Source organism: Parahoeflea alexandrii, from assembly GCF_027214025.1.
GTDB lineage: Bacteria > Pseudomonadota > Alphaproteobacteria > Rhizobiales > Rhizobiaceae > Hoeflea > Hoeflea alexandrii_A.
This window is the reverse complement of sequence record NZ_JAPWHB010000005.1, coordinates 592,216-606,364: the sequence shown is the minus strand read 5'-3', so window position 1 is coordinate 606,364 and position 14,149 is coordinate 592,216. Positions and strand designations below refer to the sequence as shown.

General features: G+C 62.3%; 13 protein-coding genes. All 13 read right to left on the bottom strand.

Translation table 11 applies throughout. The features are described 5' to 3' along the window. Positions 1-444: 444 nt before the first annotated feature. The 13 genes from O4H62_RS19175 to O4H62_RS19115 all read right to left on the bottom strand — a co-directional run bounded on the left by O4H62_RS19175 (position 445) and on the right by O4H62_RS19115 (position 14,117). Complete coding sequence (locus tag O4H62_RS19175; protein WP_269390269.1) at positions 445-1,110, bottom strand: flavin reductase family protein; 666 nt, start codon at positions 1,108-1,110, stop codon at positions 445-447. Then, positions 1,110-1,838 carry an SDR family NAD(P)-dependent oxidoreductase gene (locus O4H62_RS19170; RefSeq protein WP_269390267.1) on the bottom strand — a complete coding sequence of 243 codons (729 nt, stop codon included), beginning with the start codon at positions 1,836-1,838 and terminating at the stop codon, positions 1,110-1,112. Before O4H62_RS19170 ends, O4H62_RS19175 begins: the two co-directional genes overlap by 1 nt. After that, positions 1,835-2,620: an SDR family oxidoreductase gene (locus O4H62_RS19165; protein ID WP_269390266.1), complete on the bottom strand. Its 786-nt coding sequence runs from the start codon at positions 2,618-2,620 to the stop codon at positions 1,835-1,837. The genes O4H62_RS19170 and O4H62_RS19165 overlap by 4 nt, the downstream gene beginning before the upstream one ends. A 3-nt stretch (positions 2,621-2,623) precedes the next feature. Continuing rightward, entirely contained in the window at positions 2,624-3,748 is a 1,125-nt protein-coding gene (locus O4H62_RS19160) for an oxidoreductase (protein WP_269390265.1), read from the bottom strand. A gap of 90 nt (positions 3,749-3,838) precedes the next feature. Further along, a complete protein-coding gene (locus tag O4H62_RS19155) occupies positions 3,839-5,434 on the bottom strand; it encodes an ABC transporter substrate-binding protein (RefSeq protein ID WP_269390263.1) in 1,596 nt (531 codons plus the stop codon). Positions 5,435-5,669: 235 nt separating this feature from the next. Beyond that, positions 5,670-7,061 carry an MmgE/PrpD family protein gene (locus tag O4H62_RS19150; RefSeq protein WP_269390261.1) on the bottom strand — a complete coding sequence of 464 codons (1,392 nt, stop codon included), beginning with the start codon at positions 7,059-7,061 and terminating at the stop codon, positions 5,670-5,672. Positions 7,062-7,316: 255 nt separating this feature from the next. Beyond that, on the bottom strand, positions 7,317-8,114 hold the full coding sequence (locus tag O4H62_RS19145) for a polysaccharide deacetylase family protein (protein ID WP_269390258.1): 798 nt from the start codon (positions 8,112-8,114) through the stop codon (positions 7,317-7,319). Continuing rightward, entirely contained in the window at positions 8,114-8,956 is an 843-nt protein-coding gene (locus O4H62_RS19140) for a polysaccharide deacetylase family protein (RefSeq protein WP_269390256.1), read from the bottom strand. Before O4H62_RS19140 ends, O4H62_RS19145 begins: the two co-directional genes overlap by 1 nt. Before the next feature lie 11 nt (positions 8,957-8,967). Next, a complete protein-coding gene (locus O4H62_RS19135) occupies positions 8,968-10,002 on the bottom strand; it encodes an ABC transporter ATP-binding protein (protein WP_269390254.1) in 1,035 nt (344 codons plus the stop codon). Next, on the bottom strand, positions 9,995-10,987 hold the full coding sequence (locus O4H62_RS19130; protein ID WP_269390252.1) for an ABC transporter ATP-binding protein: 993 nt from the start codon (positions 10,985-10,987) through the stop codon (positions 9,995-9,997). The genes O4H62_RS19135 and O4H62_RS19130 overlap by 8 nt, the downstream gene beginning before the upstream one ends. Positions 10,988-10,991: 4 nt before the next feature. Then, positions 10,992-11,924, bottom strand: coding sequence for an ABC transporter permease (locus O4H62_RS19125; protein WP_430538472.1), 933 nt, complete (start codon positions 11,922-11,924; stop codon positions 10,992-10,994). Continuing rightward, positions 11,921-12,862 (bottom strand): ABC transporter permease, encoded by a 942-nt coding sequence (locus tag O4H62_RS19120; RefSeq protein ID WP_269390304.1) that lies wholly within the window; start codon positions 12,860-12,862, stop codon positions 11,921-11,923. Before O4H62_RS19120 ends, O4H62_RS19125 begins: the two co-directional genes overlap by 4 nt. 379 nt (positions 12,863-13,241) lie before the next feature. Next, a complete protein-coding gene (locus O4H62_RS19115; RefSeq protein ID WP_269390302.1) occupies positions 13,242-14,117 on the bottom strand; it encodes a branched-chain amino acid ABC transporter permease in 876 nt (291 codons plus the stop codon). Between the last annotated feature and the right edge of the window lie 32 nt (positions 14,118-14,149).

Below are 14,149 nucleotides of genomic sequence, written 5' to 3'. Positions count from 1 at the left end.
CCCCCCCCCCCCCCCCCCCCCCCCCCCCCCCCCCCCCCCCCCCCCCCCCCCCCCCCCCCCCCCCCACCCCCCCCCCCGCCCCCCCCCCCCCCCCCCCCCCCCCCCCGACCCCCCCCCCCGACCCCCCCCCCGCCCCCCCCCCTAGCCCCCCCCCCCCCCCCCCCCCCGGCGCTGCCAAAGCGCGAGGCGTCGGTCACCACCTGGCGGCATTGCTCGTCGCGAAACACCGCCCAGACGCCCACTTCTTCCAGCCAGATGACCGGACCAAGCGCGCGCATCTCGCGGTAGAGGTCGAAGGGATCGGCCAGATTGTCGGGATGAAACGGATTGATATGGGTCGATACGATTGTCATCTCTGCTATCCTCTCAGGTACGGCGTAGCATCTGTGCAAGGGTTGATGCGGGTTTCCAACGGCGCTGTGGCCCTTGTCTGCGGGCTCCCGGTCATGCGCCGGCCGCCTTCGCGGGGGGATGGCCGGCCAATGCAGCGCGGCGGGCCTCGCCGGACAGTCGGGGCATTTCAAACAGATCGGTGGTTCGGGCATAGGTGCCGCCGCCATGCATCCGCGCGATCAGCCCGGCTCTCTCGCTGTGGATGCGCAGCCGTCCGGCATCGAACAGTTCGTCCCGGAGATGCATCTGCACGACCCGCCCGATATGGATCATCCGCCCCGGCCCCAGCGAGACGGTCTGGACCAGCACGCATTCCAGCGCAAACGGCGCGGCAGTGATTCTCGGCGGTGCCACTTGGACCGAGGGGCTTGTGTCCAGGCCGGCAAGCGCGGTTTCGCTTTCGCCGGCCGGCAGATCCAGTTCGCACAGGTTCATGAGGGGGGCCAGCGCCTCATCCACCAGATTGACGACGAACTGCCCGCTGGTGCGGATGTTGACCGACGTGTCCTTTTCCCGTGCGTCCTCGTCCCAGTTGATCCCCAGCGCCACACAAGGCGGATCGTTGCACAAGGCGTTGAAGAACGAAAACGGCGCAGCGTTCACGCAGCCTTCCGCCCCCTGCGTGGTCACCAGCGCCACAGGACGGGGCACGATGCTGGCCACCATCAGCTTGTAGCGTTCTGCAGGAGTAAGCGTGGAAAAATCGATCGTGGCCATCAGTGATACGTCCCTCCGCCATCCGCGGTCCACGCAGCGCCGGTGACGTAGGAGGACTCATCGGAAAGCAGGAATGCAGCCACCTCGGCCAGTTCGGCGGCAGTGCCCATGCGCCCCATCGCGCTTAAGCCCAGGAACCTCTTCTCGGCGGCATCGCGATCGGAGGAGCGCGCCAGCGCACGATCGATCATCGGAGTGGCGATCACGCCCGGGCACAGGCTGTTCACCCGGATGCCGGCCGGTGCAAGCTCATGCGCCAGCGCACGGCCGAAGGCCACCAGACCACCTTTCGAGGCGCAATAGGCAGAAAAATCAACCTGCGGGCGGAATGCCGCGCCTGAGGCGATGTTGACGATCGCCGCCGGGCGCGGTGCCTGTTTCAGCCACGGAAGCGCCGCGCGACACACATTGAAGGGGCCGGTCAGGTTGACGGCCATCACCTGCGCCCATTCCTCGGCGGTCGTCAGATCCAACGACCGGCGCAGGCTGACTCCGGCGCAATTGGCCACGCCCTCGAGCCCGCCCAGCAGTTCGGCGGCCCGGTCCACCGCGACCTGCACGGCGTCAGCGTCGCTCACGTCCGCCTCAACCGAGGGCCAAGACGCTTTGGCTCCTGGGTCCAGATCGAGCCCGACAACAGCCACATCCCGGCGCGACAGCAACTCCGCCAGGGCACGGCCGATCCCCGAACCCGCACCGGTGACCAGGATTCTTGACGGGCCAGTCAATTCAGCACTCCACCATCGACCGGCAGTTCCACTCCGGACACATAGCCCGCCTCCTCCGACAGCAGAAAGGCGATTGCGGCGGCTACGCCTTCGGCCTCGATCGGGCGGCCCTGCGGCGACATCGCCAGCGTTTTGTCCTTGTAATCCTGCGGCAGCTTCAGGAAGGTTTCGCGCACAGTGGTCCCAGGCTCGCCGATTGTGAGCCAGGGAAGAACTGCGTTGGCCGTAATGCCGTGGATCCCGACATCCTTGGACAACTGCTTGACGAAACCGATCAGTCCCGCCTTGGCCGTGGCATAGGGAAGCCGTGCGCCCATGGTGCCGATCGGGCCAAGCCGACCCTTGGCGACCGTCGAGGACAGACAGCAGATCCGCCCGTATTTCTGATCACGCATGACCGGCACGGCATGATGACAGGCGAGATAGACACTGTTGATGTTCAGCAGCAGCACCTTCATCCACTGTTCAGGCGGGATCTCGTCGACCTGATGCATCGGAATGCCGCCTGAGCCACCGGCGATGCAGGCCAGCGCATCCAGCCGTCCAAATGCGCCGGTCGTCCGTTCCACCGCACCGCGCAGCGTGTCGCTGTCCAGCGCGTCGCCGACCACCGTTTCCACTCGCGTTCCAGCCTCGCGCAGAAGCTCTGCTTCATGCTCCAGCTTGGCCCCGTTGATGTCCATCAGCGTCAGGCTGTAGCCACTGGCCGCCATGCGTTTGGCCGTAGCCAGGCCGATCCCCTGTGCAGCGGCGATGATCAGCGCGGATCGTTGGATAGACATGGCCTAGGCCTCCAGGGATTTGGACAGTTGCGGGTGAAGCGCCGCTGCCGCCCGCCAGCGGCCGGCGCGGATCTGGTCGAACTGCGGCAGCATCTCGACCGATGCGCCGAGCGACTGGGCCGCGTGCCAGGGCCAGCGCGGGTTGTCCAGGAACGCCCGGCCGATGGCAAGCATGTCGGCATGTCCGTCGGCTATGGCCTGCTCCGCCAGCAAAGGGTCGAAGATCATGCCGGTGACAAAGGTGGTGATGCCGGTCTCGCGTCGGACCCGGCCGGCTGTCGGCACAAGGTAGCCCGGCGAGGCCGAGATGCGCGCATCCGAGGAGATGGCGCCGGCCGAGATGCAGACATAGTCCAGCCCAGCCTCTCGAAGGATCGCCACAATGCGGATCGTGTCAGTGAGTGTCAGGCCGCCCGCGCAATAGTCCTCGGCGTTCAGGCGGATGCCGAGCACCCTGTCGCTTCCGAGGATCGCGCGCAGCGACTGCACGATCTCGGCGACAAAGGCGGTCCGGCGTTCCAGCGTGCCGCCATAGGCATCGGTGCGTTGGTTCGACAGCGGCGAAAGGAATGTGTGCAACAGATAACCATGGGCGCCATGCAGTTCGACCAGATCGATGGGCAGGCGGGTAACGCGCTGCGCCGCCTGGGCATAGGCCGCCCGCACCCGTTCCAACCCGTCCGAGCCCAACTCGCGCGGCGTCGGGTGGCCCGGACCATAGGCGATAGCCGAGGGCCCCCACACCTCCCAACCGCCCTGATCCGGCAGCATGGGACCGCCGCCTTCGCGCGGCATGAAGGTCGACCCCTTGCGTCCTGAATGGCCGAACTGGATGCCAAAGGGCGTGTCGCTGTAGCTACGGATCTCGTTGAGCAGGTTGCCCAAGGCGGCTTCCTGCTGATCGGTGTGCAGCGCGGCACAGGTCGCGGTACCCCAACCCTCGCGTTCGACCGATGTGCTTTCGACGATCACCAACCCGGGGTTGGACACCGCGAAGGCGCCCAGATGCTGGCTGTGCCAGTTGCTCAGGGCGCCGTCGTCACCCTTGTATTGCGCCATCGGCGACACAGCGATCCGGTTTGAAAAACTCTTTCCCCGGATACGCAGGGGTGTGAACAGGTCAGACATTCTTTATCCTTTACCGTCTGCGCCATGCCGGACCGCCAAGTTCACGGTCAGGGGTCGGGCCCTGATCATCCAGGGCCCGACCAGGCTTGATCATTTCTTGCGGGTCACTTGCCAGAATACCGGCGAGTTCTGAGGCTGAAGCCCTTCAATATCCGCGCGGTAGGCCTGGGTTCGCGAATACTGCCCCTGGATCAGGAACTGCACGTTCTCAAAGGCCAAACGCTGGATGTCGGCGGTGATCTCCTGACGCTTGCCAATGTCTGTTTCCGCTTCGAAGGCGCTGACCAGCTCGGTGATGCGCGGTTCGCATGCCCAGCCCGCATAGCCTTCGGAGCAGTTGTTGGCGATGGTGTAATTGGTGAAGGGAGAACCCAGATCCTCACCCCCCCAGGTCACCTGCATCAGGCTCCAGCCACCCTCTTCCACGGTGGCCTTGTTCCAGCGCGCATTCGCGACCGTCGGCCAGTCGGAGGACGCCAGTTCCACGTTGAAGCCAGCCTGCTGCATCAGGCCGAAAAGGACCAGGCCCATCAGGTTGATGTCGTTGGTGGTCGAAGCGTGCAGGATGCGCACCAGTTCGCCGTTGTAGCCCGACTCGGCCAGGAGTTTCTTGGCGTTTTCGACGCTTTCTTCAGGCAGCATGTCGTTTCCCGCGGTGCTGCCATAGGCACTCCCGCACATGAAGAACGAAGTGCAATCATGCACCCAGACATCAGGCTTGAGCCCAAGACCCGTCATGTACTCCTCATGGATCCCCAGCGCCTGCAACGCCCGGCGCACCTTGATGTCATTGAACGGCGGGTTCATGTGGTTGATTACCGTCGCGCCCATCGTCTTGTTGGCGCCGGTGAACGATTGCATGACGACCGAAGCGTCCGCGGTGAGCAAGTCGATATAGTCTTGCGGCACCATTTCGATGAAGTCGATTTCACCCTGTTGCAACGCCGAGACCTGGGTCGCCGGGTCTGGCATGTTGATGATCTCGATGCGGTCCATCGCCGGCACCTTGCCGCCGGCGAAACCGCTGGCCGGTTCGTCCCGCGCAACATAATCGTCACGCTTGACCAGTGTCACCGTGCTACCCGGATTCCAGGTGGCCCAGTCAAACGTATAGGGGCCGGATCCGATGATTTCGGCCACCGGTTCGCGCGGCGGAGTGCTCTCGGCCAGGCGGGCGGGCATGATCACCGGCAGATTGCTGCTGGGCTTGCCAAGCGCCTCGATGACATGGCCAAACGGACGCGACAGGCGCAGCGTAAAGACATTGTCGTCCACGGCGACCAGTTCCGCCGTTGCGTCATGCAGGCGCTTGCCAAAGCTGTCGACCTGCCACCAGCGTGAGATGGACGCTACGACATCCTTGGATGTCACTGGCGTACCGTCATTGAATGTCAGCTGATCGCGCAGTGTGAACGTGTAGAGCGCGCCATCTTCGCTGACATCCCACTTCTCAAGCATCTGCGGGCGATAGACCCCATCCAGATCCACGGAGATGAGCACATCATAGACCATATAGGCGAAGGTCCGGGTCGCGTAGGACGTGGTGGCGATCGGGTCCAGAGCCCCGACGTTTGAAGCCAGCACTACGCGCAGCACCTCCTCGGAAGAGGCGGTTCCAACCGTGGCGAATTGTGCGACCAAACTCAAGGCGCTGGCCGAAGCCAAAATTTTCAAAGTCTTGAACATGCGATGGTCTCCCTGTTTTTAAGTATCGAAGTCATGAACATGCGATAGTGCTCCCTGTTCTTGTTGTTGCAGCCATTCGAGAGTCCGATGGGGCTGTCGTGCTTCAGTTCGGACCTGTCCGGACAGTTGAGCGCCCAATGGCGGCCGACTGCGTGTAAATCTGCGTCACCCGGGTGATCCAGGCATCCGACGCCACCCGCTGACTTTGGCGTCGCCTGGACATCGCTTCCCGCCGTCAGCGCAGAAAGCGCGCCAATTCTCCCAGATCGGCCAGCCGATCCACTTGCCACAGAAGATCAAGCAGGCTCGCCGCTTTCTCGACCGACAGCACGCCCGTGGAGAGCTCCATGAACTTGGCATTCAACTGCGCATCGCTCAGCGGCAGGTCCGGATCACCGATCCGGTGGGGTTGAAACCATGTCACTGTTCGATCGCCCAGGACGATGGTGACGCGCGCGGCGCGCTGCGCGGGGAATAGAGCGTCAACCTCGGGGTCCAGCGCCACCGTCACCTTGTTCATCAGCGCCCGGACCTGGCGATCCTGCAGCCGTTCGGGCGTGTAGGCGTCCAGCCGGATCGATCCATAGATCAGACCGCTTGCTATGATGAACGGCAGGCAGAATTTGGCGGCGCCGGGCGTATCGGCCGAATAATTTCCGGTTACGCTGACAGTCGCGGAGTATCCGCCAATCTTGATCGCCTCGATCTCATCGATCGAGAAGCCCTCCTGTTGACGCAGATGCAACACGCCGTCGAGCGCCGCAAAGATATGCCCGCAGCAGCCGTGATTTTTAATGGTGGTGCGCGTGATATTGTATTCGGTCAGCCCCTCGGTGGTGCGATCCCAGACCACGCCATCGCCCATGACCACGCCAATTCCGAGCGGCCCCTCGAACATGTCTGTCGGAGCGATGACCCCGCTCATGGCCATGGCGACAGCGACATGGCCGGCATCGGCGGCATGGCCGGCATGAAGCGGCTTGATCCCGGAATCGCCCCGGAACGCAGCCTGCAAACCCGCCGCCATCGTCACCGAGGTTGATATGGCGTGCGACAGCCGATCATGGTCGAGATCATGCAGCAGGCCGACCGCTACGGCAGCGCCGATCGTGCCGACAGTACCGGTGCTGTGAAAATCGCGATAATGCGTACGCCCCAGCGCGGCCCCCACACGGGTGGACGTCTCGTATCCGGCGATCACCGCGTTGAGAAGGTCGCGACCCGTCTTTCTCAGGCCCATGGCCGAGGCCAGCGCCGCGGCAATCACCGGACTGCCGGGGTGATAGATGGCAGGCGAGTAGATGTCGTCGAATTCCATCGCGTGCGAAGCGACGCCATTGATCAGGGCGGCCACACGCTTTGGCGCCGCCTTGCCCGAAAGGGTCAGAGCGTCTCCGTGCCCAAGTTCGTCCAGCAACCCCGCTTCAAGCGCAGCCGCCTGTTCGCTGCGGGTTCCGGGCAAGGTGGCTGCAAACCAGTCGATCAGACAGCGTTTCGCCGCATGCAGGACCTCCGGGCTCTGCGAGCAATGCCCCTGCACCAGCGCAATAGCGGCAAGGCGGCCTGATACCGTGCTTTCCGGTACGGTCTCTGCATCCGGTTCATACCGGACATTCGAACGGCCCATCTCCAATGCCTCCATGTTCCCACCAATCCCGATATGACAATGTGATCATTGCAAGTGACGGGCGGGTGGACTATTGACTAGAACACACCGCCGCATTCCCTTTTTTCATTGTCTAAGTCTTTGAAATGCATGGCTCAAGATCACCCGAGGCACATGTGCATCGCCCGCCAGGGCCATATCCGGCCACGGCAGTTCACAGTTCATGCCTGGCCACAGGCTCGCCGCGACAGCGCCGACCTTGCTGGCTTCTCGGCTTCAGGCACTGGCCCTGCCGCACGCCATGTTGGCGACTTCGGCGCCGGTCAGGAACGTGACCGGCAGGGGACTTTGCATAGCGTGCCGCAGGAAGCGCTCGAGCATGACCATCCGGGGGGCGCGGCCCACTCCATAATCCTGACGAGGGTGGACCGTCAGACAGCTGAAGGCGCCGATGCGGTTGAGACCATCGAACTCTTCGACCCAGTTCTTCAGCACCCGCGCATCCGGCATCTTGATGTTGAACATCGGCTTGTCGATCAGCACGTTGTTCTGTGGCAGTTCAACCATGCCCGTCCCGCCATCTGCGTCGAGCAGATAGGGAAAATCATCGTCCTGAAAACTGCTGTCATAGCCGTAGCCCAGCTCGGCCAGTCGCGCCAGCGTGCGGGGGCCGAAGGTGCCATCGGGGGACCGCCATCCGACGGGCGCGGTTCCCGTCACCTCGCCAAGCGCGTCGCGTCCGCGACGCAACACATCCCCCTCGGCATCGCCGAGTTCAGACTGCTTTTCATGTTGCCAGCCATGCGCAGCAATCTCGTGTCCTTCGGCAGCGATTTCCCGGATCAGGGACGGGCTCCTGACTGCCTCGAATCCCGGCACAAAGAATGTCGCGCGGATCCCGAGCGTCGCCGTAAGCAACAGCAGCCGGTCAACGCCATTGGCCAGATAGCTGCCATAGGACCAGCGGCCGACAAGCTTGTCCTCCCCCACGCTGGTCAGTTCCAAGGATTCTCCATGCAGGTTCACACTGAGCATGCCGACCGCTGGAGCCATGTTGTGATCGCAGTTGGACATCAGTTTACCCCCTGAACGGTTCTGGGATTCCGCCGGACCGGCCAGGAATCGGGAGTCTGCAGACACCAGGCGGCAGTATCCTTCTGCCTTTGAAACACCACGCCTGGATACGTCTTTATGAAGGCGATCAGGTCATCGAGCACCTGCGCCCTTGCCGGCGAGCCGGACCCGAAACCCATCCGAGGATGCACGATCAGGTCAAAATAGGCGCCTTCGGAATAGGCCATGTGGAATTCCAGCTTCCACTGCTCCAGCACTTCGGAAGGCGGGGTCAGGCTGTCGCGGTAGAATGGCGCATCGTCCAGACTGGAAACGTTGTCGGGCAGGTTGATGAAGCCGCACAACGGCGTGTTGGCGATGGTGGGAATGTAGGGCCAATCCGATGCTTTTTCGCTGGAGTCATAGATATAGCCCAGATCCACCAACACCTTCAGTGTCTGTTCCGACTTGCCGCCGCCCGGGTTACGCCAGCCAACGGGTGCTTCGCCCAGAAGATCGGTGAGGATCTGGTGCGACTTGCGCAGATAGAATGGTTCTTCCTCGCCAAGATCAAAGGATTCGTGCAGATAGCCATGCGCCCCAATTTCGTGCCCGGCGGCATGGATTGCCTTGACCGCCTCGGGGAAATGCTCGGCGTCGTAGCCGGGAACGAAAAAGGTGGCATGGATACCGTGCCGCGCAAAGATCTCCAGCATCCGTGGCACACCTCGTTTGGCTGAATAGCGGCCGTGCGAATGGATACCTTGCGGCAACAGTTTTTTCCCGGCCTCGTTGGACAGGCCGTCGAAATCCACGGTGATGTTTACGAGGCACTGCGCGTTGCCGGGCCAGGGGGATGTCATCGCACTTTCCTTCACTGAGAATGCGCGCCTTCAGGCGTCGCAGGGGGGGTAAGCATGGGATTTGCCGCGTTCGGCAGATCGTTCAGATGACAGGCCGCCCGATGCTGCGTGCCCACCGACTGCAACACCGGCACCTCTGACCGGCAACGATCGAAGGCCAGCGGGCAGCGGGTATGAAACCGGCACCCTGACGGGGGATTGAACGGGCTGGGCAGATCGCCTTGCAGCGGAACACGGGTGCGCCGATGAGTGGGGTCCGGGATCGGCACCGCGGACAGCAGCGCATGGGTATAGGGATGGCGCGGCCGTTCAAAGATGGTATCGCGCGGCGCCAGCTCAACTATCCGGCCCAGATACATGACGGCAACCTGGTGGGCGATGTTTTCGACAACAGCGAGATCGTGCGAGATGAACAGCAGCGCCACGCCAGTTTCCCGCTGCAGATCGCGCAGGAGGTTAATGACCTGCGCCTTGACCGAGACATCAAGTGCGGAAACCGCCTCGTCGCAGACAATGACATCCGGATTCGCTGCCAGGGCGCGGGCGATGCCGACGCGCTGGCGCTGGCCGCCGCTGAATTCGTGCGGCCAGCGCAGCGCGCTGTCTGCAGGCAGACCGACCATCTCGATCAGCTTCCGGATCCGCGCCGCAGTTTCGTCCTTGCCCGATGTCACGCCGAAATTGCGCAAGGGTTCGGCCAGAACCTCGCCGATGCGCTGGCGCGGGTTCAGACTGCTGAAGGGATCCTGGAAAATCACCTGAATGGATTTTCTCAACTTCCGCAACTCGGTTTCCGCCAGCGTGTCGATGCGCTGGCCGTTCAGGTGGATCTCACCGCTGCTGGGCGTTTCCAGCCGCAGCAGGCAGCGCCCGACACTCGACTTGCCGCAGCCGGATTCGCCGACCAGCGCCAGCGTCTCGCCCTTGCGCAGGACAAAGCTGACATCGCTGACGGCATTGACCCCGCGAAGGGGGGCGAGCCCCAGAAATCCGCCTCCGATCGTATAGGTCTTTTCCAGATGGTTCACGACAAGCAGATCAGACATCGGGCACCTTCGAACCACAGGGGAAATGACAGGCGGCAACGCGCCCGCTGCCGAATGTGCGCAGTGCCGGGCGGATTTCGTGACAGACCTCCTGGACGCGATTGCATCGATTTGCGAAAACACAGCCCTTGATTTCCCCGATGGTCGAGACGATCTGACCTGGAATTTCCGCAAGCCGCCAGTCAGGCGTCACACGTGAGGTGCCAAGCTTGGGCATCGCCCGCAGTAGCCCTTCGGTATAGGGATGGAGCGGCGCCGCAAACAGATCGCCGACACCGGCCTCCTCAACCTTTTGTCCGGCGTACATCACCACCACGCGGTTTGCGACCTCGGCTACCACTCCGAGGTCGTGGGTCACGATCAGCACCGATGTGCCAAGACGGTCCTTGAGCTCCTTGACCAGATCCAGGATCTGGGCCTGGATGGTCACATCCAGCGCTGTCGTCGGTTCGTCTGCGATCAGGATGCTCGGTTCGCAAGCCAGGGCAATGGCGATCATCACGCGCTGGCGCATGCCGCCCGAGAGCTGGTGTGGATACTCGTCCAGCCGCCGCTTCGATTCCGGTATGCCGACCAGATCCAGCATGTCCTGCGCCTTGCGCATCGCTGTATCGCGGTCGACATTCTGGTGCAGCAAGATTGCCTCTGAAATCTGACGGCCAACCTTCATCACCGGGTTCAGCGCCGTCATCGGCTCCTGAAAGATCATGCTGATCTCGTTGCCCCGGATCCGCCGCATCGCCTTCTCGTCCAGATCCAGCAGGTTGCGCCCCTGATACAGGATTTCGCCATCGCTGCGGCAATTCTCCCCGTGCAACAGCCGCAGGATCGACATCGAGGCCACGGATTTGCCAGAGCCGGACTCGCCGACGATGGCAACCGTCTCGCCGGCATCGAGCACCAGATCCAGCCCATCCACAGCCCTGTTTATCCCGTTCGGTGTCCGGAAATGGACTCTCAGATCCTTGAGTTCGAGCAGCGCCATTCGATCAAATTTTCCTGTTTAGCCGCGGGTCGAGATGGTCGCGCAGGCTGTCTCCGACTAGATTGATCGCAAGGATGGTCAGCGACAGCGCCACCGCCGGCACGAAAATCATCGATGGTCGTATCTGCCAAAGCGCGCGTCCATCAGCCATCACATTTCCCCAGGACGGCACTGTCACCGGAACACCCGCACCGATGAAGGACAGGATAGACTCGGTCAACATCGCCGAAGCACAGACATAGCTGGCCTGAACAATAAGCGGCGCCATCGTGTTGGGCAGGATATGACGTAGAATGATGCGGCTTGAGCTGTTGCCCGAGGTAACGGCCGCCTCGACAAAGACCTGCTCGCGCAGACTGAGAACGACACCGCGCACCAGGCGGGCGACACGCGGGATTTCGACCAGCGTGATCGATATGATCACGTTGCTGACCGAACTGCCAAACAGCGCCATCATGGCGATTGCCAGCAGGATGCCTGGAATGGACATCAAGGCATCCATGCTGCGCATGATCAGCCCGTCCAAAGCCCGGACGTAACCCGAGACCAGTCCGATAAACAGACCGATCAGTGCAGCCAGGAATGCAACCGAGACGCCCACGAACAGCGAAATCCGTGCGCCGTAGACCACGCGGGCAAACAGGTCGCGCCCCAGTCTGTCGGTTCCAAACAGATGATCCGTGCTGAAAGGCCGCAACCGGGCCGTGGGCGAAATCATCATCGGGTCATGCGGGGTCAGCAGCGGCGCGAAAACTGCGCCGCCGACGATCACCACGATCAGACCGATACCCACGACAAAGGCGGTGTCACGGCCAATGCGACCGAACAAGCCTCGCCGCACGACACGATCAGGAAACAGCGGCGGCCGGACGGGCGCCGCACTGAACTGGTCCGCGCGCGGGGATGCGGTGGGGGTCAGGCTGGTTGGGCCGGTCACAAGCGGATCCTTGGGTCAAACAGGCGATAGGCCAGATCAACGGCAAGGTTGATCAGAACATAGACAAAGCTGAAGAACAGCACGACACCCTGAATGACCGGATAGTCGCGCTGCAGGATGGCATCCACTGTCAATCGGCCGATCCCTGGAATGGAAAAGACGCTTTCCGTCACAACCGCGCCGCCAATCAGCAGAGCGACACCGAGCCCGATGACCGTAAGGATGGACACGGCCGCATTTTTCAGCGCGTGTTCGAACAGAATGCGAGTCCGGCTCTGACCCTTGGCCATCGCCGTGCGAATGTAGTCCTGGTTCAGCACCTCAAGCATCGAGGTCCGCGTGATCCGCGCAATCAGTGCCATATAGACCGATCCGAGCGCGATTGAGGGAATGATCAGATGGCGGAACCAAGCCCATAGTCCCTCGGAAAGCGGCTGGTAGCCCTGAACCGGCAGCCAATTCAGCTGGATCGAAAAGATCCAGGACAGCGCATAAGATGTGGCAAACACCGGCACTGAAAACCCCAGTACCGCTGTTCCCATGATCGCGCGGTCAATCCAACTGCCGGCGCGGGCCGCGGCGATCACCCCCATCGGGATCGCCGCTGTGATCGAGATGATCAGTGTTGTCGCCATCAGCGAGAAGGTCGGCTCCAGTCGTTGCAGGATGAGTTCGGTCACCGGCTTGCGTGAAAACACCGAAACCCCGAGATCGCCGCGCAAGAGCCCGGCCGTCCAGTCGGCGAACCGCACGAGAAAAGGCTGGTTCAACCCCAACAACTCGCGGACTTGTTCGATCTCCGCGGCTGATGCATTGTCGCCAGCAATCATTTCCGCCGGATCTCCCGGAGCAAGGTACAGCAGAACAAATATGAACAGGGCAACAGCAAGCATGACCGGGATTGTCGCCAGTATGCGTCTGAGGGTGAATATCAGCATTGTCGTCCTGAGCTGTTCGAACCTACAGGGAACAATCCCTGCAACATGATTAAAAACGCTTCCTCCGTATGGGCTCAACTGCCGATAATGCAAGCGGGCATTACCTCCTAGAATGGCCGTATTGGGGGCGATCATTGGCTGCGCGACGATCAGGCGCTGCTGAGGTTGCGTCATCGGCTCTGCGGTCAGGATTTTGTGCCCAAGGTCGTCTGCTGCCATTGCCGGCAGCCGCTTGTGACCAACCAGACCGATCACATCCTCAACTACACGCTGCCGAAGCCATGATCAGCATCCGGGCGGAGTGGAAAAGCACTTCGCCCGGATGCCCAGCCTGGGAGGCTTGACTGGTAAACCCGATTCAAATTTCGGCAGCCAATGATCAGTCATGTCCGCGCTCAAGCATCACTTTCAGCCGGGCCACGCTCTCGCCATAGAAGCCGCGGCGAAACAGCATGACGCAAGCCATGAAAATCACGCCGATGACCAGAGCGATCGGCAAGCCGCTGGTCGCGAGCATGTGTTCGAGCGTCACCACGAAGGTGGCGCCGATGATGGGGCCGGCAAAGGTTCCCATGCCGCCGATCAGCGTCATCAGGACCACCTCGCCGGACAGGTGCCAGGACACGTTGTTGAGTGAAGCAAGCTGGAACGCGATCACCTTCAACGATCCCGCCAGGCCTGACAGCGTCGCCGAAAGCACGAAGGCAATGAGCTTGTAATACGCCACGTCGAGACCGAGCGAGACTGCCCGCGGCTCGTTCTCGCGGATCGCCGCAAGGATATGGCCGAAGGGCGAATGCAGCGTGCGCCAGAGGACCATCAGCCCGAATACGACCGCGCCCAGCACGACATAATACATCGCATTGATGTCACCCAGATCGACCAGGCCAAGAAACATCCCGCGCGGAACCGACTGTATCCCGTCCTCGCCGCCAGTGAACGGCATCTGCACCGCCATGAAGTAAAGCATTTGCGCCAGCGCCAGCGTGATCATGGCGAAGTAGATGCCATAGCGGCGAATGCCGATCAGCCCGAAGACGAGACCCAGCCCAGCGGCGAACAGTGTGCCCAGAAGCACCGAAGCCTCGAACGGCAGACCCCAGGTCTTGGCGGCATGCGCCGTCACATAGGCGGCGCCGCCGAAAAACGCAGCATGTCCCAGGGACAGCAGCCCGGCATAGCCCAGCACCAGATTGAGCGCCGAGGCGAAGAGCACGAAGCACAAGATATTGATCAGCAATAAGGGATAGACCATCGCCGGCGCAAGCAACAGCGTGGCGGCAAGCA